The following is a 26,465-nucleotide window of genomic DNA, read 5'->3' on the forward strand; positions in this document are numbered from 1 at the left end:
GCGCATCACCGCGGCGCGGGGTGCTCGCACTTCCGACGCCAGCACCGCCGTCCGAATGCTGCGTGATCAGGACCGGACGACTTCGTCGTTCAGCCGCGTTTCGGTCGCGGCGAAGACGTCTGCAGCGAGCTGCGCCAGCCCGGGCGAGCAGTCGGCCGGTTCGAAGACCTGTCGCGGTTCCCGTCCAGCGGCCAGCCGCTGCCAGTACGGAGGCAGGCCATCCATTCGAGTGACCATGCCGCCGTCCTGGTCCGGCGCGAGGTACCGGACCGTACGAATGCCCGAGTTCAACAACCGGACCGTGCACATCGGACAGCACTCCAGCGAGGTGTAGAGCACCGTCCCGTGTCCGGCCGCCAGGGTCCCGAACTGCGCCTCGAACGCGTCGAGTGCCTGCGCCTCCGCGTGCGCGGACGTGTTCAGCCGAGGTCTCAGCAACCTGTTCCGGCCGTCGGAAACAAGCTCGCTGCCGCGCACGACGACCGCGCCGACGCCGTAGTTGCCCTCGCTTGCCGAGACCAGCCCGAGCACGCAGGACAGCCAAGCCCACGGGTCTTGCTCGTTGTCCGGTGAGCCCTCGTCCGCGGCCAGCCGCTTGGCCAGCTCGGCGACCTGGCCGCCCATCGGCTCCAATTCGGCGAGCAGCACGCGGCCGCGCTCGAACGCCTCGTCCATCCGCCTCACCCAGCCGTTCTCGTTGACAGGCGCAAGTCCTGCGCCGGGGACGGACCGGTTGCGGGGGCCGACGGAATGCTCGGACAACTCCTGCGAGGGCAGGTCGGCGTACCGTTCATTTGCGCTCCAGCACCGGATCGGCACCGCCGGACCCGGAACTGAACTCGGTGATCGGCAGCAAGTGCTGGCGGGGACTGACCGAGCCGTCACCGTTCATGACGATCCCGTGCTTGAGCAGCCCTCGCGTGAAATCCTCGCGGGCCCGGTAGGTCTTCTCCTCGTCGGACAGGCCCTCGGAAGTGAGGCCGAGGTACACCGGGATACCTTCCGCCCGCTTTTTCTCAGCCAGCGCGACGATGTCCGACAACCGCGGAGGCTGGTAACCGTCCAGTTCCTCGGCTCGGCGCGCCCATTGAGTCCCGCGGGCCACGTACATCGGGTTGAGCCGGACGGTCATCGGCACGCCGCGCGCAGCGCAATGCTCATGCAGGTAGTCGATCGCCTTCTCCGCCTCGCCCCACGCCTGCTCGTCGGTCATCGCCGGATCTGGCTTGAACAGCACGTAGGAGGTCAGCTCGCACCCAGCCGTCGCCACCGCGTCCAGTCCGCGCAGGAAGGCCTCCAACGGCTCGCGCTTGCCCAGCACGCGTTCCCGCAGGTCCTCCGTGACGGTTTCGAAACCGGTGAGGATGTCGAGCTGTTTGCCGCTGTTCTCAGCAATCTCCTGCAGTCGCTCGACGGTCAGGAACTCCAACCGGGTTTCCAGCACGAGCTTGCGCACCCGGGGGAGCTTGCGGGTGGCCGCGGTGATCTGGGTGAGTGCCTCGGCGGGGAAGGTCGTTTCGTCGAACACCGAGCCCTCGTTGGCGATGGTCACCCGCTCCAGCACCCCCAAGGCGTGCTTGTCCTCCTCCAGCACGTACCTGAACTGGGCGAGCACCTGGTCCTCCGGCACCCACTCGCGGGAGGACTTGAACGGCAGCGCGCAGAACTTGCACTGGTACCGGCACCGCTTGGTGTTGAACAGGATCGCCAGATCCTGCTCCCCCAGGAAGTTCCGGTGCAGGAAGAAGTGAGGCCTATCAGAAGCCGGCGCGGACTCGCCCATTTGTTTCGGGGGCCCGAAGCTGCGGTACAGCTCGCCGAGAAATTCGTCGAGCGCGACGGTCATACTTCCTTCTTTCTGCGAAAATTTTGGGTCCGCTGGTGCAGCAGCGTTACGCAGCAGCAGCGCTTTCGGTAGTCAGCGGAAGAGTGTCCGGAAACGTGCGACAAGCTCAGAAAAGCGGAAAGTCGTATCAAGCCAAGACGAAATCCCGTGCTCAGCCGCTTCGACGAGCACGCCACAGACCCCCGCGGCGGGAGGGTCATAACCCGCACCATGCGCGATCTGTGATCCTGGACAGCAGCGGTCAGCGCCCATTCTGGGCGGCACATGCCGCTGTGGCGGAAGAGAGTCTCAATCGGCGAACGACAGGAGTCACACCAAGTCGAATTCGCCGAACCGCTCAGGCCGACCTCGTCGGCGGCGCTGAGGCTCATCCTGACGCCGCATGTGAATCAGTAAAGTGTCAACACAGTTCTTCCTGCTTGTGGATCCACAGCGACATCAAGGCGACGTTTGGTGATCGTTGCGTGTCGCAATCCTCCTCGACCGGGGCGGACAACCTCTCAATCATGAAATAACGACGACCTTTGTTGCAAGAAGATTCACACTATCGTCCTAGCTAGCCGGATCACTCATTTCCCAGAGACCGCACGTTCGGCGGGTCAGCGCGTGCGAGAGCGACACATCTTTCGTCTACAGTAGACAGCTGGGTGAGAGCTTCGAGGTCGGGCATCAGTCGCCGGGCTTGAACAACGCGACCAGACCGCGCACCAGCGCGATCAGGCCGAAACCCAGCCCGATGGCCAGTTCCGGGCCGACCAGCAGCCACACCAGCGCCAACCCGCTGAGGGCCAGCATCAGCAGGACCAACGCGGTCCGGATCGCTCCACCCGTCACTCGGACGTAGATCTGCGGCATCTTCGACACTCCTCGCTGCGCTTCCCGAGCGGCTCGGCGGGTCTGCAGCAAGGCACCTGGGAACTGCTCATCCGTCGAAAACCGCTTGAACTCCGATTGATCGCGGTGGTCGCACCGGCTCGCCCGGCCGGGCCCGGCAGATGGCCGCGATAGCCAGGACCAGGAGCAGGATCGCGACCACCGCCAGGCATCCCACCCCGTCGTTCTTCTTCTCCCGGAACTCGACGCGCCCGCTGAGCGGTTTTTCCGGGTGCTGTTCGGCGAAGTGCTGCTTCTGTCGCTCGGCGACTTCCGCCTCGGTCAACCACGGTGTCCGGTAGGAGCACTCTCCGCACCAGTACCGGCAATCGCCGGCCATGTCGTTCCCTTCCAAGTCGTGGCTCGGAAATCGCTCCGGTCGGCCGGGCATCCCCCACGCCCGACCGACCGGACCCCCAGTGGTGATGTGGTCAGGGGTGCTGCAGCCGCTGCATGATCAGGCCGACGAAATGGTCCATGTTCGCCTGCAGGCACGGCACCGAGGCGTGCTTGCCGGTGCAGCCCGGCGCCCACCCGCTCCCGTCCCCGTAGTCGATGAAGTCGTGCGGGATTCCGGTGGCGGTCAGGTTGGCGGAAGTCACCAGGTTGGTGTCCCGAGCGACCTTCTCGACGACCGCCTGGGGCGTGTTGTCGGTCAGGTCGCCGCCGTTGCCGGTGTACATGGCCACGCCCATGCCGCGCAGCGATTCGACGTGCTGGGCCGGGCTCTGCGCGTTCCATACCCCGTCCAGCGGCCACACCGGCGACCCGAAGATCGCCTCGGGGGCCACCGTCGGCATGCCGACTCCGGGAGCACCGAGGTGGCGATCACCGCGGCGCGTTGCGCCTGGTTGAGCAGATCCAGACCACCGGAGAAGCTGCCGACGTAGCTGAACAGCTCCGGCCGGTGCTCGGCGTAGTGGAACGCGCCGAAACCGCCCATCGGATGCCCGACGATCGCCCGGCCTTCGCGGGTCGGGATGGTCCGCAGGTTCGCGTCGATCAGCGGGAGCACCTGGTCGAGGTGGAAGGTCTCCCAGTTCTGCGGGCCGAGGGAACCGGGATCGACCCAGTTCGAGTACCAGCTGCGAACCCCGTTGGGGTGCACCGTGATCAGCGACGCGTCCTCGGTCGCCTGCTCGGCGATCTGCTGGTTCACAGGGCGGATGAGATTCTCGCCAGGGGCAGGGCGCCGTCCCGGTTGGGCGTGTATGTCGTGCTCGGTTTATGCCTGCAGCGCACGAGATCGTGTTCGTCGGTGCTGCGGGCGATGATCCCGTGGGATCGGCTGGCCCGGCTGTGCGGGCTCGAGTGGCGCCTGCCCTGTTCGCGGGCGTTGACCAAGCTGCGGGACCGGATCGGAGCGGTGCCGCTGGAGGTGCTGTTCGCCCGGATGACCGAGTGGCTGCCGGCTCGGCGTGCGGCGTGGTCGTATGCGTTCGGCCTGCGGGTATGTGCCTGGGACGGCACGGAGATCGAGGTGGCCGACACCCCCTCCAACCGACACCATTTCGGCCGTCACCGCAGGGCGGGTACGGATTCCGCTTCGCGACGGCTCTTAGCTGTCCCAACTCGACGACCTGGCCGACGCCCGCGCCTGACGGCGCAACGTGGCCCGCAACCGCAAACGCGGCCACAAACCGCCCAAACCCCACCAGATCAAAGGCGAGACCGTCCGGGTCATCGAAGCCGACATCACCATCACCACCGACGATGAAACACGGCCTTCGCCTACTACGACCGCCGCTGTTCATCGTGGAAGCGAACCAGCCATCTCGCCAGGCTCGTCGCGACGTACGACTGATCGTGCGCGGGGTCGCGCTGTGCCTGCTGGCTTGGTTCTCAGCGGTTGAACACCGGCAGATCGGCGGGAGGTTGCGGGATGAATCCGCCGTGCTGGGCCATCTGGTCGTAGAGATGGCCGTGCGACTCCGCGAGCGTTGCAAGCGCTCCGTTGACGTCGACGTGCACCAGCCGGCCGTCCCGCTTGACCACCCGCCCATCGACCAGCACCGTGTGCACGTTGCCCGAGTTGGTCTGCGCAATGATCGCGCCACAAGGGTCGTGGCGGTTCCAACCGGCCTGGCTGATGCCTGACATGTCCAGCAATACGATGTCGGCCCGCTTGCCCGGTGCCAGGGTTCCTGTTACGTCGTCGACGCCCGCGGCGCGGGCACCGTTGACCGTGAGCCACCGCAAGGCGTCGCGCGTTTTCCACCGCATGACCGTGGGCAGTGTCGACCGCGCGTAGTCTTCTTGATCGTCCCTCCATCGGGTCACCTGTAGGACGAGCCGTGCGTGTGAAATCATGTCGCCTCCGGTACTGCTCGTGCAGTCGATGCCGAGGCTTGGCCCGGGCGTGTTCTCGGTAGCCTCACGAATGACCGGGAATCCCATGCCCATCTGCATCTCGGTCTCGGCGCAAACCGAGATCATGGTGCCGGTACCGCGCAGCAGGTGCCATTCGTTCTTAGTGCTGAATGTCCCGTGCACCAGGAGAAGATCGCTGCCGAGCATGTTGTGGGCGTGCAGCGCCTCGATGTCCTTGAACAGGTTGCGCGCGATGACTTGGTTGGAGTGGAACGTGATGCGTGCGCCGAGCTCGCGGGCCAGCTCGAATTCCTGCTTGACGTCCCCGAAGGGAGCGATGGCTAGTTCCTGCGGGGCGATGCCGAAGCGCAGCAGCTGTTGCTCGCTCGTGAAGTACTGGGCGCGGATTTCCCGCGCCAGTCGCGCCCGCCGGGCGAAGTCGCCTTCTTCCACCGACTCGTCCAGCCCGCCTTTGGTCTCGGACCACGTGTTCGACGTGATGGGCAGGAGGCCGTGGCCGTACAGCGCGCGCACGCCCGCGTCGCGGAGTCCGGCGACCGCGGCGTGCGCGTGGTCGCCGGTGACGATGTTGTGGCAGTAGTCGACCACCGTGGTCACCCCCGAGTTAAGGCAATCGAGGCCACCGAGGTAATTGCCCGCATACATGTCCTGCGGGCGGTACTTCGTCGCCATCTGCAGCCGGAATCCCCTCAGGTAGTCGAGGATGTTCCCGTCGGCCAGAATGCCCCGGAGCCCGGTTTGCCAGGTGTGTCGATGGGTGTCGACCATGCCCGGCATGGCGATCATCGACGAGGCGTCGATTCGCTCGGTGTCGCCGACGTCGAGGTTCGGCCCGATCTCGACGATGACACCGCCCTCGACGAGGATGTCGGCTCGTTCGAAGTCGCCGAGAACGTCGTCCATCGTCACCACGGCAGCGTTCTCGATCAGTGTGCGCATGGCCGAGTGCTCCTCTCCGTGCGGCGGGCAATCGGATGCCGTCCTCAAGCGATCCCGTTCGGTCGTTGATCGGCTGTGGAGAAGATGCCGTCTCGCAGACGGGGCAGCGCTTCTACTGGTCCACGTCAATCCGAAAACTCAGCGGCGGTGTCAGTCGCATCGTCGCGTGGTCTTCTGTTGAGTGACCCAGGTGGCGATTTGCGTCCGAGTGGTGAAGCCGAGTTTGGTCAGGATGTGGTCGATGTGGGCCTCAGCGGTGCGGCGGGAGATCACCATGATGGCGGCGATTTCTTTGTTGGTGTTGCCCTGCGTGACCAGCGCTGCTACCTCTCGCTCACGCGGAGTAAGCACCGGCGCGTGCGGTTCTTCGGTCCTGAGGCTTGCTGGTTCCCCGGCTTTGCTCGGATTCCGTATCCATGCGATGGCGTCGTCGAAGTCGAGCCGTGTGGCGCGGTGAACGTCTTTCTGAAACGTCTCGTCACCGAGTGAGCTACGTGCTACTGCCTCGTAGTGGTCGTGTAGGCGCGCGACATGTTTGTGGCCGGCGAGCGACGCATCGACGTTCTTTTTGATCGTGTGGGACACGCCGAACAAGGTCGCAGCCCGTGCCGGGTCACCGTCTGCGCTGGCTATGCAGGCCAGAATCTCAACGCACAATGCGATCTGAAACTGCTCATGGAAGCCGAGCCGCAGGCGGAGACTTTCCAGTTCCGCAGCAGTGGCTTGATGGTAATTGCCCGCTAGTAGGTCTGCTATTCCCTTCGCCCACAGGGCAAGCGATCTCATCCACTGTTCGCCGTAGGTCTCCTTGACGGCAGGGCACCCGCGGAACAGGTCAGCGGCGCGCTCATGATCGCCAAGGAACGCGGCTGCCAACGCGAGCTCGATCTGATCGTAGGCGGCGGCAGCGTGATCGCCAATCAGCCGATGCTTAGCGAGAGCGTCTTCGAAGAGCGCGCTCGCCCGCGCCGGATCTTCGTTGAACAGGGCGGTGAGCCCCGAGATCTGCGTGACGTAGGCCGCCCCTGATTGGTCGCCCAACTCCGCCGCCAGCGCGCTCGCCTGCTCGAGAAGGGCTGACCCGGATGACGCGGCGTTGAGCGCGGCATTCAAGTACCCGTCGACGTAGAGCGCTTTGACACGTACCGGATCGCGTTCCGTGCTGAGCGCCAAGAATCGATCCAGCCAACGACGTCCCTCGTAGACATGCCCGCTGCTGAGCCAGAAGAATCGGAGGGAGGAAGCGATCACCAAGCCTGCTTGCGATTCGCCGGGCTCGGAAGCCGAGAATTCAAGTGACTCGCGCAGGTTGGCGTGCTCGGCTCGTAGCCGGGCGAAGACCGTCGTGTGTCCGGCGCTGAACCATTCTGCCTCGGCTTGGGCGGCGAGGTGCCGGTAGTAGTGCAGATGCTTGCGACGGACGATGGTGGTCTCACCGAGTTCCGCGAGGCGGTCCCGGCCGTAATCCCGGAGTGTGTCCAGCAGCCGATAACGGGTCTTGCCGGGATATCTTTCCGCGGTCACGATCGATTTGTCGATCAAACCCCCGAGCAGATCAAGTACCTCGTCGGTCCCGATGCCGTCGCCTGAACCGATCACTTCGGCGGCCTCCAGATCGAACCCTGGACCGAACACAGACAGTCGTGCCCACAGCACTTGTTCGGCGGTGGAGCACAGCCGGTAGCTCCAGTCGACCATGTTTTGCAGGGTCTGCTGGCGGGTCGGCGCTGTCCTGTCTCCGTCAGTCAGCATTTGAAAGCGGTGATCGAGGCGGTCCACGATCTCCTCTGCCGTCATGAACCGAAGCGCGACTGCGGCGAGTTCGATCGCCAGTGGAATGCCGTCTAGTCGACGGCACAATCGCATGACAACCTGGGCGTTGTCTGCGCTGACGGCGAAGGTTGGATCCACCGCTTGAGCTCGCTCCTCGAGCAGCGCAACCGCTGCGTATCGAAGGAGAGTCGCCCGTTCCGGAGATCCTGCGCTGTCCGGGGGGACCGAGAAGGGAGCCAGCTCCAGGACAGTCTCGCCGGCAATGCTCAGGGGTTGGCGGCTGGTGGTCAGGATCCGCATCAGCGGGCACTGTTCGAGCAGCGAACGCGCGAGCTGCGCGCACCCATCCAGAATGTGCTCGCAGTTGTCCAGCACAAGCAGGAGCGGGCGGTCACGAAGACGGTCCGGAAGCTGCGCCAATGGCGTCGTCCCAGACTGATGTTGCAGGCCGAACGCGGCGGCTACGGTGCCGGAGACGAGTCCTGGATCATTCAGACCGGCAAGCTCGATGAACCAGACACCGCCCGGAAATGACCGCTCAAGCAACGCGCCCGCCCGCAATGCCAACCTGGTCTTGCCCACACCACCGACGCCTGTAAGGGTCACTACCCGTGAGGAGCTCAGAAATTTCCTCACGTCGGCCAACTCGCGCCGACGCCCCACAAAGCTCGTAAGTTCCACCGGTGGACGGGCCGCGTGCCAGGTGGGCACAGCCACTGACATGATCGATTCAGCTTAGCTGCTCCTAACGGGCAGGTCAAGCGAAACCGGTGGGGCTCGAATATTGGATTTTCGCGATACGGCAAGTGGATCTTCAACAAATCCAGGTCGGCGTCAATCTTCTTTGCCAGACCGAGCTTGGTCACCAGGCGATGCATCGCGAAGATCCCACCGAAGTCGCCTCGACGTGACCGCCGATCTCATAGTTGATCTTACCCGAGGTGAACGAACATGGGCCCGGACTGCTCACCCCAGTGCCCCGCCAGCCGGTGCCGGGCCTCCACCTTGCGCCGCCGGCGTGCCGAGTTCCGCGCCTGCTGAAGGGCTAGCGCACGACTAGCACGGGACGGCGACCACACAACCGTGCTGACCAAACTCCGGGAACGTGGCATCCTACCGCGACGCGGGCGGACAGCGGTGGCGCAGCCACGGCAACGAGCTGTGGCAGGTCGCCCCGGACGGGCTGCTGGCGGTCCGCGAGGCGAGCATCAACGACTACCGGCTTGAGCCGTCCGAGCGGCGCCTCTGATTCGCGGGTGGCATCCGGTAGTCGGGTACCGGCGAACGATGCTCCGGTGGTGTTTCCACGCGAAGGTCCCGGCCGACGATGTCGATCCCGCGGTGCTACGGATGTGTGAGCGTGGTGCGGAAATCGGGCGGCACCACCAACTTTCTGCCCTCGACATCCCGGTCTGCGCCCGTACAGCATGTGGACATGGACATCTCGTTGGTGCTCCTGGTCATCGTCACCGCCATGGTGTTCGATTTCACCAACGGATTCCACGACACCGCGAACGCGATGGCGACCTCGATCGCCACCCGCGCCCTCCGGCCGAAGGTCGCGGTCGGGATTTCGGCCGTGCTCAACCTCGTGGGTGCTTTTCTGTCGGTCCAGGTGGCCCAGACGATTTCCAGCGGAATCGTCAACGAGGCCCGGATCGGTCCGTCGGTCGTCTTCGGGGGTTTGGTGGGCGCGATCCTCTGGAACCTGGCCACCTGGTTGGTCGGGCTGCCATCGAGTTCCTCGCACGCGCTGATCGGAGGGCTCATCGGTGCTACGTGGGTGGCGGCCGGTTCCAGCGCAGTGCAGTTCGCCACGGTCGTCGAGAAAATAGTAGTGCCTGCGCTGACGTCCCCGGTGATCGCGGGCGTAGTGGCCATGATCGCCACCTACCTCGCCTATGTCCTGACCCGCCGCACCGACCGATCGGTGCGTGTGGGCGGGTTCCGGGCCGGTCAGGTGGCCTCTGCCTCGCTGGTATCGCTGGCGCACGGCACGAACGACGCGCAGAAGACGATGGGCGTGATCACGCTGACGTTGATCACGGCCGGCGCGCTGCCCGTGGGTTCGCGTCCGCCGGTGTGGGTGATTCTCATCGCCGGGCTGTCCATAGGGGTGGGTACCTACTTCGGTGGGTGGCGAATCATCCACACCGTGGGCAAGCGCATCACCGAGATCGAGTCGCCGCAGGGTTTCGCGGCGGAGGCCAGCACCGCCGCGGTGATCCTTTCCAGTTCGCATGTCGGTTTCCCGCTGTCCACCACGCACGTCGCCTCGGGCAGCGTCGTCGGAGCGGGCGTCGGCAAGAAACTGGCCGAGGTGCACTGGGGAGTGGCCGGGCAGATGGTGGTCGCGTGGGTCCTGACCTTGCCCGCCGCGGCCGCGATCGGTGCAGTCGCCGGCGGGGTCGCCTCGCAAGGCGTCGGCGGCACGGTGCTCGTCGCCGTGGTCGCCCTCGCACTGGCGGCGGGCGCCTTTTGGGTGTCGCGACGAAATCCGATCAATGCGACGAACGTCAACGAAGTTCCCGTGAGCTGAGAGGGGCAGGCGCAGCGATGCACACCAGTTGGGGCGGACTCGGCAGCGTCTTCGTGGTCTCGCTGGCCGTTGGCGTCGTCGTCGTGGTGCTGTTCAGCCTGGGCATCGTGGCCATGGGGAAACGCACCGCCGCGTTCGAGCGACACACGTCGTCGCTAGGACCCACCGTGACAGCGGCATTGTGCTTCGCGGCCTGCGTCGTGCTTGTCCTCTACGGTCTCTACCTAATCGTCGCGGGCTGACCGACTGGTCTGCTGCGCCCCGCTCCCGACCAGCGAACCGGACGGATGGGTGTGGTTGCTTGGACCCGGCCAAATGAGCCGTGGCCAGGCGAACGGAACGCTACTCGGCGGCCGGGCGCGAGTCCAGCGTGTAAACCGGGCGGCTTCGCGGAGCCCAGCAGCAGTCGGCGACCCGTGTGGTGACCTCGGCGTACGAGCTGCCGGTATCGACCCGGGAGGTGAAGGGCTCGGCCGCTTCGGGCGATGGCGGGGCTACAGGGTTGAACAGGATGAGCAACGCGACTTGCGCTGCATGTACGGCGAAGGTCGCGCATGCCTTGCGGGGTGTCCTGGTCGTCGTGGAGGTAGGCAGGGAATTGCCAAGGCAGATGATCACGTCGGGCGGTGATGCCTAGGCGGGCGTTGCGCATGTCGTTGACTTCGATGGTCAGGCCGGGGTGCTGCTCGCGGGCGTGGCCGACCATCCCTTGTCGGAGGTCGATACCGGTGCAGTCGCAGCGAACGAGGATTCGTGTGGTGTCACCAGCGCGTCGTGCGCAACGAAGCTATTTCCGCACGGCGTCGTCGGCGTCTTCCAGATGCCATTGGTGTGGTGCGATCAGTTCGCTGACGGCCGGTTCGGGGCCCCAAGAGCCGGGGGCGTACGACTGTAGCGGCGGTGGATTCTCGAGCAACGGGGTCGATGCGTCCCAGATGCGCTCGATGCCGTCCGACCGGGTGAACAGCGACTGGTCACCCAGCATGGCGTCCAGAATCAATCGTTCGTAGCCTTCGAGCCCGTGATTCTGGCAGAAAGAGTCAGCGTAGCGGAAGGTCATTGCTTCTGGTGCGAGTCGCATGGTGGGGCCGGGCTCTTTTGCCAGGAAGCAGGCGGCGATCCACCCGGGGTCCCCGAAGTCGATCACGATCTGGTTGCCTCGGCTCCTCTCCTGCTGGGGGAGATCGATGGGGAACATCCGCAGCGGCGGCTCCCGCAGGCCGAGGGTGACCACCTCGCGGTGCTGTGCGAGTTTCTTGCCGGAGCGCAGGTAAAACGGCACACCGGCCCAGCGCCAGTTGTCCACCTCCAGCCGCAGCGCGGTGAACGTCTCGGTCTGCGAATCGGGCGCCACGCCCCGTTCGTCGCGGTAGCCCTCGTACTGGCCGCGTACGACGTGCCCGGGTTCGATGGGGCGCAGCGCTTCGAAGACCTTGTCCTTCTCGTCGCGCAACGGCTGGGCAGCCAGCGAGACAGGTGGCTCCATCGCCACGATGCCCAGCACCTGGATCAGATGCGTGACGATCATGTCCCGGAAAGCTCCGGTGCCTTCGTAGAAGTGGGCGCGGCCCTCGAGGCCGAGCGTCTCGGGCACGTCGATCTGTACATGGCTGATGTGGTCCCGGTTCCAGATGGGTTCGAACATTCCGTTGGCGAAGCGGAGAGCGAGGATGTTGTCCACCGACTCCTTGCCGAGGAAGTGATCAATACGGAAGATCCGGGATTCGTCGAACACGGCGTGGATCGTCTCGTTGAGCGCTCGGGCCGAAGCGAGGTCCGTGCCGAAGGGCTTCTCTACGATCACTTTCGAGTTCTCCGCCAGGTCCGCGTCGCCGAGCATTCCGATGACGGATCCGAACGCGGAGGGCGGAACGGCCAGGTGGAAGAGTCTGCGTGGCTGCCCACCGATGGAGTCCTCGGCCGCCCGTACAGCCGCGAGCAGCGGGCCGGCATCCGGTGGGTCGGCGGCGGCGAAGGACAGCGTGTCCGCGAAGGTCTGCCACACCGGCCCGGACGGCTCGGAGCGTCCGAAGGTGGCTACCGCATCGTGCGCGTGTTTGCGGAACGCATCGTCGTTCAGCGCGGAGTGAGCCCGACCCGTGCCCACGATGCGGTAGCTGTCGGGGAGTAGGCCTGCCCAGGCGAGGTGGAACAGTCCAGGGAGCAGTTTGCGCTTGGCGAGGTCGCCGGTGGCGCCGAAGAGCACGATCACGTGGTCGTCCGGGTGTGTCACGACTGGCTCCTTTTCTCGGTGTGTCCGCCGAACTCGCTGCGCATGGCGGACAGGAGCTTGTCGGCGAACTCGCTAAGGCCTCGGGACTGAAACCGCTCGGTGAGCGCCGTGGTGATCACGGCGGCAGGCACGCCCTCATCGACCGCCGCCAGTACGGTCCATCGCCCTTCACCGGAGTCCGAGACGCGCCCGGTGAATTCCTCCAGCTTCGGTGACCGGGCAAGTGCATCCACATTGGACACGAAGCGGAATGTCAGGTCTCGCTGGGTGTGGTGGCGCAGCGCCTCGTACGCCATGACCGGCCCGAGGTCGGAGCCGCCGATGCCGACGTTGACGATGTTCCTGATCGGTTTTCCGGTGTGTCCCTTCCAGCCGCCCGACCGGATGCGCTGGGCGAAGGCGGCCATGCGGTCCAGGACGGAATGGACCTGGGCGACGACGTCGACGCCGTCGACAACGAGCGAACTCCCCCTCGGCATGCGCAGGGCCACGTGCAGCGCCGGGCGGTCTTCCGAGACGTTGATGTGCTCGCCGCGGAACATCGCGTCCCTGCGCTCCTCCACTCCGCACGCTCGGGCCAGCTCGCACAGCAGGTGCATCGTCTCGCCGGTGACGCGGTTCTTGGCGTAGTCGAGGTACAGGCCGGCCGCCTCCGCGCACAAGCGCTCACCGCGGCCCAGGTCCTGAGCGAACAGCTCACGCAGATGGACGGTTCCGATTTCGGCGTGATGTTGTTCAAGTGCCTTCCACGACGGCTGCTGCCGGAGGGGCGTGATGGACATCTCTCGGCCCTCGGATCGGTCGGTTCGGGTCAGGAGGAGGGGCGGACAAGGGCCTCCCTCTGTGCGGAGATGCAGGCCAGAAGGTCGTTCCAGGAGGCGACGAAGGATGCCGCGCCGTCGCTCTGGAGTTTGGCAGCGAGCGCTGTGACATCCACGCCTGCGTCGGCGAACCGCGCTAGCGTCGCGTCGCAGCCATTGCCGTCGACGGGCATGGGCTCACCCACCTCGCCGTGATCGTAAAAGGCCTTGAGCGTCTCGTCGGGCATCGTGTTGACCGTGAACGGCGCGGCGAGTCCGTGGACGTACAGCGTGTCCGACGCGTCGGGGTCCTTGGTGCGGGTACTCGCCCACAGCAGTCGCTGCATGCGTGCACCGGCGTTCTCCAGGCGTTGTACCCGGTCGGAGTCCATCAGGGTCCGGTACGCCCGGTACGTGTCCTGTCCGACCGCGAGGCCGAGCCGGTCCCGCAGATCTTCCGGTACTTCGCTGCTGACAGCGGCATCCCAGCGGGACATGAAAACGGAGGCCACCGAGCCCACGGCCGGATCGAGTCCCAGCTCCGCCCTTCGCTCGACGCCCGTCAGGTACGCGTCGGCGGCAGCCCGGTAGTGGTCGGCCGAGAACAACAAGGTGACGTTCACCGGTACGCCCGAGGCAATGCACTCGGTAATAGCCGGGAGACCTTGGGCGGTACCGGGGATCTTGATGAACAGGTTGCTCCGGCCCGCTCGGGCGTGCAGTGCCTTCGCCGCTTCGATGGTCCGGGCGGTGTCGTACGCCAGAAGCGGGGAGACCTCCAGGGACACCCAGCCGTCCACACCGTCCGTTCGCTCGTGAATGGACAGGAAAAGATCGGCAGCTCTCTGAAGGTCCTCGATGGCCAGCTCGAAGAAGAGCTCCTCATCCGGCTGTTCTGACGCCGTTGTGGCGCGGATGGCCGCGTTGTACGAGCCGGAAGAGATCGCTTTGTCGAAGATCGAGGGGTTCGATGTCAGACCGGTGACTGAGTAGTTGTCGATGTAGTGCCGGAGCCGACCGGAGCCGAGCATGTCGCGGGTGATGTTGTCGAGCCACAGGCTCTGCCCGAGCTCGTGCAGGGTCTGAGTCGCTTTCACGTCATCGCCTCCTCAGCCCGGGCCACCAGTTCGCGTGCCACCTGCGAGACGCGCTCAGGCGTGAATCCGAACTTCGTGAGCAGCTGTTTGAGGGGTGCGGAGGCACCGAAGGTGTGCATACCGACGATGGCTCCGCTGGCACCGACATACCGGTCCCAGCCGAGCGTGGAGGCCTGTTCCACCGTGACCCTGACCGTCACCGCAGGCGGCAGCACCTGATCGCGGTACTCCCGCGGCTGGCGGTCGAACAGCTCCCAGCACGGCATGCTCACCAGCCGGGACGCGATGCCCTCGTTGGTGAGCTTGTCATGCGCGGCCAAGGCCAACGACACCTCGGAGCCGGTGGCCAGCAGGATCACCTCGGGCTCGCCGGAGGGCACGTCCGCCAGCACGTAGGCACCCCGCGCGACACCGCTGGCCGCCCCGAGTCGACCGCGGTCGAAGGTGGGAAGGGCCTGGCGGGAGAGGATCAGCGCTGCGGGCTCCCGGCGGAGGGCGGTGACCACCCGCCAGGTTTCGACGACCTCGTTCGCGTCGGCGGGGCGGAAGACGAGCAGCCCGGGTGTTGCGCGCAGCCCTGCGAGCTGCTCGACGGGCTGGTGAGTGGGTCCGTCCTCGCCGACCCCGATGGAGTCGTGGGTGAAGATGTGGACGGTGGGGATCTCCATCAACGCGGAGAGGCGGATGGCTGCCTTGGCGTAGTCGGAGAAGATCAGGAACCCGGACCAGTACGCCAGCCACTGCCCGGCGATCGCCATCCCGGCGGAGGTGGCCACCCCCTGGCCGAGCGGGCCGGTCGTCGTCTCGACGCCGCTCGTCCACCGGTACTTGGGGTGACCTGGGCAGCGCGAATCGAGCTGCCGGAAGGACTTCAGATCGTCGAAGGCTACCGCCGGGCGGCCTAACACCTCGTAGTCGGGATCGACCGCGCGGACGCCCGTCAGGTACAGGAGCGACCAGAGCAAGGCAGCAGCGTGGCCCTCGGAGAGCACGACACGGTCGCGGTTCGGCCAGATGGGATCGGCGGGATCGAAGCGCAAGAACCGCTGCCACAGAGTGTATGCGACAGGCGCCATACCCATAGGAGTCCCGGGATGCCCGGAATTCGCCTTCTGGATCGCGTCCATGCACAGACCGCGAATCGTGTTCACCGACAGCGTGTCCAGGTCGGTCATTGCTGCGCCCCCTCCGTGCCCGCGGTCTACGCCTGTGCTGCGTCGACGAGCCTGGCCAAGAAGTGCGGAGTGGAACCGCGGCGGCGCGATGAGTCGGGTCACCGGTTCGGAAAGAACCGCCTTGGCAGGCCCGATTCTAGGATGTTCGGCCGAGCGTGGGACCTCTCTCGAACGAGCGTAGGTCGGCCCGCACCCACGCTCAACTTTTCAGCTATATGTCCGAATCACCGGGCGGGTTGTGGCTTTCGGCCCTTTTGATCAATTGCGAAACCATCAATCGTGGCGGGGAACCGAGCTCCCGCCGGAGCGAATCGGCGTGCCGAGTTTGCACGGCCGCTCAGCGTGCGGCCTCGGGTGGGCGGTGGCTTGGCTACTCAGCTGGGTCACCTGGTTGACCGATCTACGGCCGCTGCGGGGCGGGACGCGCGGCCGGAAGGAATCGTGCGGATCGTCGTGGATGTAAACAACTCGGCCCTTAAGGACCGAGCTTTTATTGATCGGGAACTCCTACGGCCCCTTCGGCGACGGCTGCGTCCATGTCCGCATCGACTTCCCCCTCGAACGCAACGCGGAGCTCATGCGTCGCTTCCTCGAGCACGCCGCCTCCCTGGCCACCGAGTACGGTGGCTCCCTCTCAGGTGAGCACGGGGACGGCCGTGCCCGCGAAGCTGCTGCCCAGCATGTACAGCCCGCAAGCCCTCCGGGCAATGGAGGCATTCAAGGCCCTCTTCGATCCCGACGACCTCATGAATCCAGGCGTCGTCGTGCGCCCCGCACCCATGGACGCCGACCTGCGCCGCCCTCAAGCCCTGCCGCTGCAGGACACCGACGGGTTCGCCTTCGCCCACGATGGTGGCGACGTCACCAAGGCCGTCCATCGCTGCGTGGGGGTCGGCAAGTGTCGCGCCGACCTGCGCCAACAAGGCGGGTTCATGTGTCCCTCCTACACGGCCACCCGCGACGAGAAGGACTCGACGCGAGGACGGGCACACACCCTCCAAGAGATGCTCAACGGCGGGACCGTGACTCTCGGCTGGAGCTCCCCGGAACTCCACGAGGCCCTCGACCTGTGCTTGAGCTGCAAGGCCTGCGCTAATGACTGCCCCACCGGCATCGACATGGCCATGTTCAAGTCCGAAACCCTCCACCAAACCTACAAGGGCCGCCTTCGCCCTCTCCACCACTACACCCTTGGCCGGCTCCCTCAGTGGCTAAAGCTTGCCGCGCCCGTAGCACAGCTGATCAACCTCGCCGGGCGCATCCCGCTCCTTCGCAAGACCATGATGATGCTGATAGGAGCCGACACACGCCGTTCCCTCCCCCAGCTTCCCCGCGTCCCGTTCCGATGGAACAAGGAGGAGGCCGCGGCCGAGCACCAGAACCATGGCGGGCACATGGTCGTGCTGTGGGTCGATTCTTTCTCCGATGCCATGGCGCCCGACATCCCGCGCGACGCCCTGGCCGTACTCTCGGCAGCCGGATGCGACATCCAGATCGTCGGCTCCGGCGCCTGCTGCGGCCTCACGCTTATCTCCACCGGCCAGCTCACTGCCGCCAAGGCCAAGCTCCGGAAGACCGTGGACCTGCTCCTGCCCCACGTCAGGGACGGCAGGACAGTCATCGGCTTGGAACCGTCCTGCACCGCCACGCTCCGATCCGACCTCCTCGAGCTCCTGCCCGAAGATCCGCGCGCCGCAGAGCTCTCTCGCTGTGTCAAGACAGTCGCCGAATTCCTGACTTCCATTGACTGCGAGCCTCCGAAGGCCGCCGAGAAGCTCCTCGTCCAGCCCCACTGCCATCACCACTCCGTCATGGGCTACGACGCAGACCGAACGCTCCTTAGAGTTCCTAACAAAGGATCTTGATGTGTCGGTAGCAGATGATGCAGGTGGCCAGTCCGAGGAAGGCTTCGTGGATGTCGTCGCGGCGTTCCCAGCGGATACGCAGGCGTCGCATGCCGTGGTACCACGCTATTGTTCGTTCGATGACCCACCTGATCGTGCCGAGTCCGGAGCCGTGCCCGGTTCCGCGTTCGGCGATCTGCTGGTCGATTCCCTTGTCGCGCAACTCGTTCCGGTGTTTTTCGGAGTCGTAGGCGCGGTCGGCGTAGAGGGCGGCGGGGGCGCCCGCGCTTTCCTCGCACGGGCGGGATCGCCTCGACCAGTGGGAGGAGTTGGGTGACGTCATTGACGTTGCCGCCGGTCAGGCTGAATGCCGTCGGAATGCCGCCGCCCTCGGTGATCACGTGGTGCTTGGAGCCCGGCCGGGCACGGTCGACCGGGCTCGGGCCGCTTTTGGGCCGCGTCGCGCCGCCCGCACATGCGAGCTGTCGATCACCGCCCGAGACCAGTCCAGCTTCCCGGCCGCGTTCAGCTCGGCCAAAAGCTCCTCGTGCAGCCGCTGCCACACCCCGGCCTCGTTCCACTCCGCCAGGCGTCGCCAGCAGGTCATTCCGGATCCAAACCCCAGCTCCTGGGGCAGGAACTCCCACTGGATCCCGGTATGCAGCACGAACAGGATGCCCTGCAAGACCAGCCGGTCCGGCAGCCGCTTGCGGCCCAGCTTGGGCAGCGCGTTCTCCCAACGCGGCAACAACGGCTCAATTCGCTCCCAAAACTCATCCGGCACGATCCACGGCGGCTGCTCACCCTTCCTCACAAGTCCATGATCGACCACTAAGGATCTTCAGGCACTAGAAGTGATTATTTTGTTAGGAACTCTTAAGGCCATGGGCTGCGACATCGAGACCTCCGCCGGGTGCTGCGGTCTCGCAGGCAACTTCGGCATGGAGAAGGGCCACTACGAACTCTCGGAGCAGATCGCGAAGGACGGCATCCTCGCTAAGGCGGATCAGGCCCCGGACATGCGCATCCTCGCCGACGGCTTCTCCTGCCGTACCCAAGTCCGCGATCTCGCCGGACTCGACAGCCGACACCTCGTCCAAATACTCGCCGGGGAACTCCGCAAGCAAGGACAGGAAAGGTAACCCATCCGTCCCACGCCCCGCTTCGAGACGCGAACCGAGGAGCGAGACTAACCGTAGCCGCCACCGCAACTCGAGCTCATCTCGCACTTGTTACCCCAGAACCCAAGCCTGACACCGCGACACCGCCACTGACGTATCCACTGCCCGCTGGAAGGACCCCCCGAATGTGACCAGCTACCGAATAGGCGCAAACGGCAAGATCCGGCTTTGTTCCTTTCCTCGTACCAGCCGGTACTCGACCATGATTGCGGCTGGAAGAACGTCAAGCATGGCAACTTCGCAAATGTGGACCACGAATCGTCCGCGCTCTCTTTCGCGACCCCGGCCTGCATTTGGTAGAACTACGCGCCAGTTCGCATTAGTATCTGCGAATGGTCAATATTACGCAGCTGCGTGCTTTGTGCGAGGTCGTCAGGGAAGGTTCCTTCGCCGGGGCGGGGAGACGTCTCGGCTATACCTCGTCGGCGGTCTCCCAGCAGATCGCCGGCCTGGAGCGGGTCGTGGGAGTGACGTTGTTCGAGCGGGAGGCGCATGGCATCCGCGCGACTACCGCCGCCCGGTACGTCGCGGCCCAGGGCGAGGAACTCCTGATGCGGCTGGGCGACTTCGATGCCCGGCTCGCGGGACTGGCCGACGGCGCGCACGGTCATCTGCGGCTGGGTAGCTTCCCCACCGCCAACTCGAGGATCATCCCGCAGGTGCTCGCCAGCGTGATGACCGCGTACCCGGACGCGGATGTGGAGCTCGACGAGGGCAACACCGGACATCTCGTCGCCGGGGTCGTCGAGGGGCACGTCGACATCGCGATCGTCCACGTCTACGCATTGGTGCCGGAGCGGTGGCCCGCGGGGCTCGCCGGCGTCGAGCTGATGACCGAGGATCTACTGCTGGTGATGCCTGTCGAGCACCCGCGCGCCAATGCCGAGGACTTCCGGCTCGAGGACCTGCGGCACGATCGCTGGATCTCCAGCCAGGACGAGACGGACGCGGCCAGGTGCCTGCGCCGGATCTGTGCGGCACACGGGTTCGTCCCGGCGGTCGCTTTCCGCAGTGACGACTACGACGTCGTGCAGGGGCTTGTGCGGGGTGGGGCGGGCGTGGCGATCGTTCCGGAGATGGGCTACACGCCCCAGGATCGCGTCTACAGCGCGCCGTTGCGGCAGTGGACTCCGGGGCGGCGGATCCTCGCGCTGTATCGCTCGGCGAACTCCAACCCGCTACTACCGAAGGGCATCGAAGCGCTGCGTGAGGTCTGCGCCCGGTAGGGCGGGGGCGCACGAAGGACTTGCTGGTCGGCGCGTCGAGGCCAAGGCGGCCTTGGGGTGCCGGTAACGAGACCGCGGGCTCGTTGCCATTGCTTACGTGGTCATCGCGATCCTAGTGTTATTCCACCGATCGACATTCCGGCCGCAACGCGGAACTGCGGCATTCGCGAGCCGAACGCATCGCGACTCGATTTCCCTTTCCAGGGAAAGGATCTTCCTTGAATGACCTGGCGGCTTATCACCGGATGCGCGCGAATCATCAATGGGTGGTTCCTCGGCACTACAACGTCGCGCGCGACGTCTGCGATAAACACCCGGCAGAGAAATTGGCCATGATCTGGACGGACGGTGAAGGTCCGGACAGGCAGGTGCACTGGGGTGAGCTGCAGGACCTCAGCGCCCGGTTCGCCAGCTACTACAGCGCGCGGGGAGTCCGCCGTGGCGACCGGGTCGGCGTGCTGTCGCCGACGACGGCCGAAAGCGCGGCTGCCCTGCTCGGGGTGCTGAAGATCGGTGCGATCGGGATGCCGCTGTCGACCCTGTGGAGCGACGACTCACTGCGCTACCGAATCACGGACGCGGACGCCCGGTTGCTCGTCACCGACTCGGCGACCGCCGCCCGGGGCATCACCGACGCGGTACCCGAGACCCTGCTGCTCGACGGGCAAGACCTGGCCGCGGTTCACGCGTGCCCGGCGGCCCCGGACCAGGCCGACACGCTGGCCGACGACCCGGCACTGCTGTACTACACCTCCGGCTCCACCGGCCGTCCCAAGGGCGTGCTCGCGCCGCACCGCAGCCTCATCGGGCACAACGAGTTCGAGTACTGCCAGGACCTGCGCGACGGCGAGTTCTCCTACTGGATGGGCGATTGGGCGTGGGGTGTCTACAAGATCTTGGGGCCCTGGCGCTGCGGCGCGGTCAACGTCGTCTACGCGACCGGCCGCAAGTTCGACGCGGCGGGGCTGCTCGGCGTGCTGTCCCGGCTCGGCGTCAGCAACGTGTTCCTCAACCCGACCGGGCTGCGGATCATGATGAACGCGGTCCCGGACGCCGGTACCCGGTTCCCGCAGAAGTTCCGCGTCGTGTGCGCGGCGAACGAACCGCTCGGGAAACCCGAGTCCGCCTGGTTCGCCGAGCAGTTCGGCGTGCCCGTGCTGGAGAACTACGGGATGACCGAGGCCTATCCGATGATCGGCAACTTTCCCGGCATACCGAGAAAAGAGGGCTCGATGGGCCTTCCGGTGCCCGGCTGGGACGTCGCAATCCTGGACGAGGACGAGCAGCCGGTGGCTCCAGGTGAGGTCGGGGAGATATGCCTGCGCGCCCGCAGCAATCCGCAGTACCCGTTGGGCTACTGGGGTCGTGTTGCGGAGACTACCGAGGACTTCGGCGGCACCTGGTTCCACACCAAGGACATCGCGTCGGCCGATCCCGAGGGTTACGTCTTCTACGTCGGCCGAAAGGACGACGTCATCAAGTCGGCCGGTTACCGGATCAGCCCGTTCGAGATCGAGGAAGCGTGCGGCCGCCATCCGGCCGTGGCCGAGGCGGGTGTTATCGGTATCCCGGACCCGGCACGCGGCCACCGGGTGAAGGCTTTCATCGTCCTTCGCCCGGGCCATGAACCGTCCCCCGAGCTCGCCGAGAGCATCAAGCGCTTTGTCAGGGAAGGCCACTCCACTTTCGGTTACCCGAAGCTCGTCGAGTTCGTCGGCGAGCTGCCGCGTGGGCAGTCGGGCAAACTCGGCCGCGCTCAGCTCAGATCGTGGCCCGCCAGTTGTGAGTACTAAGACAAGGAGGCGAAAGTGACTACGATAACGCAGGAAGCGACGACCACCGAGCTGGAGCGGCTCCGGTTCTCCTCCGCGCTCTCCACGACCTTTTTCAGCAGGATGTTCTCCGCGCTGACCGCGATGACGTTCCGGGAGAAGGGCGAGGCAGCCGCCAACAAGCTGTGGTTCGAGGTGCTCACCAACCACCAGGGCGACCGGTACGCGGAAGGGCTCCGCAAGCTCGGCATCCACGACGACCCACCCGCGGTCGCCGCGGCGAAGTACCACTACTTCACCAACATCATCGGCGGACTGGACATGGAGTACGTCGAGGAATCGCCCAAGAAGGCGTGGGTGCGTTACCGGGCGCCGATGTGGATGTATGCGGGAGTCGCGATGATCGCCATGCCCGCCTCGGTGCGTCGCACGGTCTTCAGCTCGTGGCACCCGCGCAACGGCAAGTACATGAACTGCCCGCAGCTCGGCTACGTCGGCACGAAGTTCTCCATGGAAGGCGACCCCTACGACGAGGGCTACTTTATCGAATACGACCACGACATCGACGAATCGCAGACTATGCGGTACGAGACGGTGCTGCACACTCCCGAGTTCGACCCCGAAACCGCGCCGAAGCTCGATCCGGTGCTGTGGCCGGAGGAACGGATCCTCAAGGCACGGCCCAAGTTCTCCGCCGGGTACGTCCAAGCGACGGTCGACTCCCTCTACGAGACCTACGGCGAGTTCGCCAGCCACCAGATTGTCGCCTCGGCGTCCCGGCTGCTCGCGGTCCAGCTCACGCCGGAGCTCGCCGCCACGGCAGGTGTGCCCGGCAGGTCGGTGGCCGACATCGCCACTTTCCACGAGCGGCTCCTCACCGCGACAAGAAGGGACGCGCGGGTCACGAAGGTGGACGAGCGCACCTACCGGCTGGAGGTCGGCTCCTACCACCCGTTCGACGAGTCGTATCCACAGGGGCTGCGACAGGCGTTCTTCGAGTTCCATAGCGCGGCGACGCGGATGCTCAACGGCCACGTCGAGATCACGCGCACCGCGGACGGCGACGGCGAGGCATGGCAGCTCACCGACACCGGCAGATGGTTGTGGTGATGTCATGAAAGCCAACGAATCGACGGTTTCGGCGAATACGGATTTCGGCACCCCGCAGGGCCGCCGGATGGCGATCCGCGCGCTCGCGGGCGTGTCAGCGGGCAACTTCGTGGAGTGGTACGACTTCGCGATCTACGCCTACTCCTCGACGGTGATCGCCCGGCACTTTTTCCCGCCGGGCAACGACACTGCCGCACTGCTTGGCACCCTGGCGGTCTTCGGCCTCACGTTCATCACCAGGCCCCTGGGTGGCGTCTTCTTCGGCCAACTCGGCGACCGGATCGGCAGGCGCAACACTCTGGTCGTAATCCTCACGCTGATGGGCGTGAGCACCACCCTCATCGGATTACTGCCCACCTACGACAAGATCGGCATCGCCGCCCCGATCCTGCTGACGCTGTTGCGACTGTGCCAGGGATTCTCGGCCGGCGGCGAGTCCTCCGGCGGGGCGGCGTTCCTCAGCGAGTACGCGCCGCGCGGCAGGCGCGGCACCTGGACCGGCCTGTCCAACAGCACGCAGACCCTGCCGTTCGCCGTGGCCGCGCTGCTCATCGTCGGCCTCAACACCTGGATGGGCGACGCCGTCTACAACGGTTGGGGATGGCGGGTGCCGTTCCTCATCGCCGCGCCGTTCGCCCTCGTCGGGCTGTTCCTGCGCATGCGGCTCGACGACACCCCGGTGTTCCGGTCGCTGGAGAGGACGAACAAGGTCGCCCACACCCCGCTGCGCGAGGTGCTGACCAACTATCGCCGCGAGGTGCTGCTGCTGATCGGGATCGCCTCGCTCAACGCGGTCGCGTTCTACACGGTGTCGAGCTACTTCACCACGTACCTGCAAAGCGTCGTGCACCTCAGCGCGACTACGGCACTCGCCTCGAACAGCCTCGCCCTGCTGGCCTACAGCCTGTTCATCCCGCTGGCCGGGAGGCTCGGCGACCGCCTCGGCAGGAAACGGATGATCGGCACGGGCGCGCTCGCGCTCGTAGTGCTCGCGGTGCCCGGATACCTCATCGCCGGGAGCGGAGGACTCGGCCTGGCCATCGTCGGACAGCTGCTCATCACGCTGCCGCTGGTGACCGTGGCCTCCGTCGTCGCCGTCGCGCAGGCGGAGCTGTTCCCGGCCGCGGTGCGCTACACCGGCGCCGCGCTCGGCTACAACATCGCGTACGCGCTGTTCGGTGGCACGGCGCCGTTCGTCGGCCAATACCTGGTGCTGCTGACCGATAACAAGCTGGCGCCTGCGTTCTACCTCATCGTGCTCGCGCTGCTGGCCCTCATCCCGATCAAGGCGCTGCCAGAGACGTCGAAGGTTTCCATGCTGCGTCCCGACAACACCATGCTGACCCCGAAGGAAAGGAGCGGTCGATGACCGACGAGATCCTGGTAGAGAACCGCGACGGCGTGGCCGTGATCACCCTGAACCGGCCGGCGGCGCTCAACGCCTGGACCATGAGCATGCAAGACCGCGTACGGGATCGGGTGGTCGCGCTGGCCGCCGATGACAAAGTGCGAGGGATCGTCTTCACCGGTTCGGGCGAGCGCGCGTTCTGCGCCGGACAGGACCTGGCGGAGACGGCCGAGTTCGATCCCGAGGACGTGCAGCGGTGGCTGGACAACTTCCGTGCCCTCTACGAAGCAGTGCTGCATGTCGACAAACCGGTGGTCGCCGCGATCAATGGTGTCGCGGCCGGATCGGGGTACCAGTTCACGTTGCTGTGCGACGTGCGAGTGGCTCACCCCGAGGTCACGATGGGCCAGACCGAGGTCAGCTCCGGCATTCCCAGCATCACCGGCATGTATCTCACCCAGAATGCGCTCGGCACGTCGCGGATGCTGGAGCTGATGCTCAGCTCCCGACTGATGGGCATCGACGAACTGACCACCGTCGGTCTCATCCATCACGTGGTGCCGCGGGAGCAGGTGCTCGACAAGGCGATCGAGATCGTGCGCCAGATCGCGGCGCTACCGACCGTCGCGGTCGCACTCACCAAGCGGCGTTACCGAGAGCACCTCCTTCCCGGGCTGCGCGAGGCGTACGCGGCGGCTGCCCGCATCGACCGGGAAGCCTGGGCGTCCGGGCAGCCGCAGCAGGTGATGCGCGAATTCTTCGAGACCAGGAAGGCGAAGAAGGCCGCGGCGACCCGGAGCGTCCGGTCGTGACCACTGAGCTCGCCCCGCGGTACCTCGCCGTACTCACCGGAGCCACCATTCCGGAACTGCTGGCCGCCGCCGCGGCCGAGCGCGGCGAGGCACCGTACGCGGACTTCGCCGGAGAACCGGTTACCCTGTCCGCGCTGGCGGAAGCCGTCGCGGACGCCCAGCGCGGGCTGGCCGCGCTGGGCGTCCACCGGGGTGACCGGGTGGCCGTGATGCTGCCCAACCATCTCGAGCACGTGGTGTTGGTTCACGCGCTGGTGGGGATGCGGGCGGTATGGGTGCCGGTCAACACCCGGCTCCGTGGCGAGCCGCTCGCCCATGTGCTAACCGACTGCGACCCGAGCCTGCTCATTATCGACCCGAGGTACGCCGCCGAACTCGCGGCTCTCCCGCGCGGTACCACACAGGCTTGGGTTGTCGAATACGGGACCGGCATCGCGCCGTGGCGCCAGGGCGACGCCGTGCGGTCGGTGCTGCCCCGACCGGACGGCGACGACGTCGTCAGCATCATGTACACCTCGGGCACGACGGGGCCGGCCAAGGGAGTGCAGGTCACCGACCGGATGCTGCGGGCCGCCGCGCTCGGCACCGAAGCAGCGAGCACACCGCGGGACGGCGACGTGTTCTTCCTCTGGGAACCGCTGTGCCATATCGGTGGTGCACAGGTGCTGTTGCTCCCGTTGCTGCGCCGGGTCCGGCTGGCCTTCGTCGAGCGATTCAGTGCCTCGGCCTTCTGGTCCCAGGTGGTCGCCGCGGGTGCGACGCACATCCACCACCTCGGCGGCATCCTGCCGATGCTCCTCAGCCGGCCCCGGACGGAGTCCGAGCGCCGAAACGTCGTGCGCGTGTCGTGGGGCGGTGGGATGACCAGCGAGGCGTGGCGGGAGGCGGAGACGCGGTTCGGTCTGCGGGTGCGCGAATGCTACGGGATGACCGAGGCATCGAGCATTTCGACCGCGAACGTCGCCGGCCTTGGCGGTGGCATCGGCCGGGCCCTGCCATGGTTCGACGTCGAGGTGCACGACGAGCACGGCAGGCCGGTTCCCGATGGTGAAATCGGTGAGATCGTGCTGCGTCCACTGGTCGATGGCCTCGTGACACCGGGTTATTTCCGCAATGACGAGGCCACCGCGCGGTCCCGCCGCGGCCCCTGGTGGCGGACCGGCGACCGAGGCCGTTTCACCGGCGGTGCGCTGCACTTCATCGGCAGGCTTACCGACTCCTTGCGGCATCGCGGTGAGAACGTCTCGGCCTGGGAGGTCGAGACGATCGTCAACACGCACCCGGCGGTCGCCGAGAGCGCGGTCGTCGGCGTGCCCGCCCCGGAGGGCGACGAGGACATCAAGGTGTTCGTCGCCGTCACCGACCCGGCCACGTTCGACCCGGCGGAGTTCGTCGCCTGGTGCGGGCAGCGCCTCGCCCGGTTCCAGGTTCCGCGCTACGTCGCCGTCGTGGACGATTTCCCGAAGACGCCGAGCCTGCGTATCCAGAAGTCGCTGCTATCGCGGGAGACGAGCGACGCCTTCGACGCCCGAAGAAGGATGCCTTCGCCATGACCAACGCCCTCGG

General features: G+C 66.1%; 26 protein-coding genes and 2 pseudogenes. 13 read left to right on the plus strand and 15 right to left on the minus strand.

All coding sequences use genetic code 11. From position 1 onward, the window contains the following. Positions 1-66 precede the first annotated feature (66 nt). The 6 genes from DL519_RS15810 to DL519_RS46505 form a co-directional block, all read right to left on the minus strand. Entirely contained in the window at positions 67-675 is a 609-nt protein-coding gene (locus DL519_RS15810) for a nucleoside deaminase (RefSeq protein ID WP_190815904.1), read from the minus strand. Between the two features lie 115 nt (positions 676-790). Beyond that, positions 791-1,846 carry a radical SAM protein gene (locus DL519_RS15815; protein ID WP_190815906.1) on the minus strand — a complete coding sequence of 352 codons (1,056 nt, stop codon included), beginning with the start codon at positions 1,844-1,846 and terminating at the stop codon, positions 791-793. Positions 1,847-2,515: 669 nt separating this feature from the next. Next, positions 2,516-2,701, minus strand: coding sequence for a hypothetical protein (locus DL519_RS15820; protein ID WP_190815908.1), 186 nt, complete (start codon positions 2,699-2,701; stop codon positions 2,516-2,518). A gap of 67 nt (positions 2,702-2,768) precedes the next feature. Continuing rightward, positions 2,769-3,005, minus strand: a complete 237-nt coding sequence (locus DL519_RS15825) for a hypothetical protein (protein WP_190815910.1) — start codon at positions 3,003-3,005, stop codon at positions 2,769-2,771. A 145-nt stretch (positions 3,006-3,150) separates the two neighbouring features. After that, entirely contained in the window at positions 3,151-3,402 is a 252-nt protein-coding gene (locus DL519_RS46500) for a hypothetical protein (protein ID WP_223839063.1), read from the minus strand. Further along, positions 3,375-3,878 carry an alpha/beta hydrolase gene (locus DL519_RS46505; protein WP_223839064.1) on the minus strand — a complete coding sequence of 168 codons (504 nt, stop codon included), beginning with the start codon at positions 3,876-3,878 and terminating at the stop codon, positions 3,375-3,377. The genes DL519_RS46500 and DL519_RS46505 overlap by 28 nt, the downstream gene beginning before the upstream one ends. Positions 3,879-3,935: 57 nt before the next feature. Here DL519_RS46505 and DL519_RS49995 point away from each other — a divergent pair, with 57 nt between their 5' ends. After that, positions 3,936-4,436, plus strand: a complete 501-nt coding sequence (locus tag DL519_RS49995; protein ID WP_397545054.1) for a transposase domain-containing protein — start codon at positions 3,936-3,938, stop codon at positions 4,434-4,436. Positions 4,437-4,561: 125 nt separating this feature from the next. Here the strand turns inward: DL519_RS49995 and DL519_RS15840 are convergent, their stop codons facing one another. Together DL519_RS15840 and DL519_RS15845 are read right to left on the minus strand one after the other, a co-directional pair. Continuing rightward, positions 4,562-5,989 carry an amidohydrolase family protein gene (locus DL519_RS15840; protein ID WP_190815913.1) on the minus strand — a complete coding sequence of 476 codons (1,428 nt, stop codon included), beginning with the start codon at positions 5,987-5,989 and terminating at the stop codon, positions 4,562-4,564. A 150-nt stretch (positions 5,990-6,139) separates the two neighbouring features. After that, the gene (locus DL519_RS15845; RefSeq protein ID WP_397545055.1) at positions 6,140-8,443 is read right to left on the minus strand and encodes a helix-turn-helix transcriptional regulator; all 2,304 of its coding nucleotides are present in this window, start codon (positions 8,441-8,443) and stop codon (positions 6,140-6,142) included. Between the two features lie 424 nt (positions 8,444-8,867). On the opposite strand from DL519_RS15845, the gene DL519_RS15850 reads away from it, so the two are divergent. The 3 genes from DL519_RS15850 (at position 8,868) to DL519_RS15860 (ending at position 10,543) form a co-directional block, all read left to right on the plus strand. Next, positions 8,868-9,011, plus strand: coding sequence for a DUF1348 family protein (locus tag DL519_RS15850; protein WP_190815915.1), 144 nt, complete (start codon positions 8,868-8,870; stop codon positions 9,009-9,011). A 186-nt stretch (positions 9,012-9,197) separates the two neighbouring features. Next, positions 9,198-10,301, plus strand: a complete 1,104-nt coding sequence (locus DL519_RS15855; RefSeq protein WP_190815918.1) for an inorganic phosphate transporter — start codon at positions 9,198-9,200, stop codon at positions 10,299-10,301. Positions 10,302-10,318: 17 nt separating this feature from the next. Continuing rightward, the gene (locus tag DL519_RS15860) at positions 10,319-10,543 is read left to right on the plus strand and encodes a hypothetical protein (protein ID WP_190815920.1); all 225 of its coding nucleotides are present in this window, start codon (positions 10,319-10,321) and stop codon (positions 10,541-10,543) included. A 545-nt stretch (positions 10,544-11,088) separates the two neighbouring features. Here the strand turns inward: DL519_RS15860 and zwf are convergent. From zwf to DL519_RS15880, 4 genes are read right to left on the minus strand one after another with little or no spacing between them, the layout of a single operon-like run. After that, the gene (zwf, locus tag DL519_RS15865; protein WP_190815922.1) at positions 11,089-12,534 is read right to left on the minus strand and encodes a glucose-6-phosphate dehydrogenase; all 1,446 of its coding nucleotides are present in this window, start codon (positions 12,532-12,534) and stop codon (positions 11,089-11,091) included. Beyond that, a complete protein-coding gene (locus tag DL519_RS15870; protein ID WP_223839067.1) occupies positions 12,531-13,316 on the minus strand; it encodes a hypothetical protein in 786 nt (261 codons plus the stop codon). The genes zwf and DL519_RS15870 overlap by 4 nt, the downstream gene beginning before the upstream one ends. A gap of 29 nt (positions 13,317-13,345) precedes the next feature. Then, positions 13,346-14,431 carry a transaldolase gene (gene tal / locus DL519_RS15875; RefSeq protein ID WP_190815923.1) on the minus strand — a complete coding sequence of 362 codons (1,086 nt, stop codon included), beginning with the start codon at positions 14,429-14,431 and terminating at the stop codon, positions 13,346-13,348. Beyond that, positions 14,428-15,606, minus strand: coding sequence for a transketolase-like TK C-terminal-containing protein (locus DL519_RS15880; protein ID WP_190815924.1), 1,179 nt, complete (start codon positions 15,604-15,606; stop codon positions 14,428-14,430). Before DL519_RS15880 ends, tal begins: the two co-directional genes overlap by 4 nt. Positions 15,607-16,099: 493 nt before the next feature. Between DL519_RS15880 and DL519_RS50000 the strand changes: the two are divergent. Both DL519_RS50000 and DL519_RS15885 read left to right on the plus strand, forming a co-directional pair. Next, positions 16,100-16,307 (plus strand): annotated as a pseudogene (locus DL519_RS50000) (FAD-binding oxidoreductase); the annotation flags it as partial. 231 nt (positions 16,308-16,538) lie between these two features. Continuing rightward, a complete protein-coding gene (locus DL519_RS15885) occupies positions 16,539-17,471 on the plus strand; it encodes a (Fe-S)-binding protein (RefSeq protein ID WP_449619144.1) in 933 nt (310 codons plus the stop codon). On the opposite strand, the gene DL519_RS48680 is transcribed toward DL519_RS15885, so the two are convergent. The 3 genes and pseudogenes from DL519_RS48680 to DL519_RS48690 all read right to left on the minus strand — a co-directional run bounded on the left by DL519_RS48680 (position 17,455) and on the right by DL519_RS48690 (position 18,264). Beyond that, a complete protein-coding gene (locus tag DL519_RS48680; protein WP_263399651.1) occupies positions 17,455-17,793 on the minus strand; it encodes a transposase in 339 nt (112 codons plus the stop codon). The two genes, DL519_RS15885 and DL519_RS48680, sit on opposite strands and share 17 nt — an antisense overlap. Positions 17,794-17,803: 10 nt before the next feature. Then, positions 17,804-17,851 (minus strand): annotated as a pseudogene (locus DL519_RS48685) (hypothetical protein); the annotation flags it as partial. Next, positions 17,848-18,264, minus strand: a complete 417-nt coding sequence (locus DL519_RS48690; protein ID WP_263399652.1) for an IS5 family transposase — start codon at positions 18,262-18,264, stop codon at positions 17,848-17,850. The gene DL519_RS48690 and the pseudogene DL519_RS48685, both read right to left, overlap by 4 nt. 70 nt (positions 18,265-18,334) lie before the next feature. Here DL519_RS48690 and DL519_RS15895 point away from each other — a divergent pair, with 70 nt between their 5' ends. The 7 genes from DL519_RS15895 (at position 18,335) to DL519_RS15925 (ending at position 26,452) form a co-directional block, all read left to right on the plus strand. After that, positions 18,335-18,592: a hypothetical protein gene (locus DL519_RS15895; RefSeq protein WP_223839068.1), complete on the plus strand. Its 258-nt coding sequence runs from the start codon at positions 18,335-18,337 to the stop codon at positions 18,590-18,592. A gap of 371 nt (positions 18,593-18,963) precedes the next feature. Further along, entirely contained in the window at positions 18,964-19,857 is an 894-nt protein-coding gene (locus tag DL519_RS15900; protein ID WP_190815925.1) for a LysR family transcriptional regulator, read from the plus strand. Between the two features lie 245 nt (positions 19,858-20,102). Beyond that, positions 20,103-21,650 carry an acyl-CoA synthetase gene (locus DL519_RS15905; RefSeq protein WP_190824005.1) on the plus strand — a complete coding sequence of 516 codons (1,548 nt, stop codon included), beginning with the start codon at positions 20,103-20,105 and terminating at the stop codon, positions 21,648-21,650. Between the two features lie 15 nt (positions 21,651-21,665). Continuing rightward, positions 21,666-22,739, plus strand: coding sequence for a hypothetical protein (locus tag DL519_RS15910; RefSeq protein ID WP_190815926.1), 1,074 nt, complete (start codon positions 21,666-21,668; stop codon positions 22,737-22,739). 4 nt (positions 22,740-22,743) lie between these two features. Further along, positions 22,744-24,108: an MFS transporter gene (locus tag DL519_RS15915; RefSeq protein ID WP_190815927.1), complete on the plus strand. Its 1,365-nt coding sequence runs from the start codon at positions 22,744-22,746 to the stop codon at positions 24,106-24,108. After that, complete coding sequence (locus tag DL519_RS15920; RefSeq protein ID WP_190815928.1) at positions 24,105-24,899, plus strand: enoyl-CoA hydratase/isomerase family protein; 795 nt, start codon at positions 24,105-24,107, stop codon at positions 24,897-24,899. Before DL519_RS15915 ends, DL519_RS15920 begins: the two co-directional genes overlap by 4 nt. Next, positions 24,896-26,452 (plus strand): AMP-binding protein, encoded by a 1,557-nt coding sequence (locus DL519_RS15925; RefSeq protein ID WP_190815929.1) that lies wholly within the window; start codon positions 24,896-24,898, stop codon positions 26,450-26,452. Before DL519_RS15920 ends, DL519_RS15925 begins: the two co-directional genes overlap by 4 nt. The last annotated feature ends 13 nt before the right edge of the window (positions 26,453-26,465 follow it).

The organism is Saccharopolyspora pogona, from assembly GCF_014697215.1.
Classification (GTDB): Bacteria; Actinomycetota; Actinomycetes; order Mycobacteriales; family Pseudonocardiaceae; genus Saccharopolyspora; species Saccharopolyspora hattusasensis.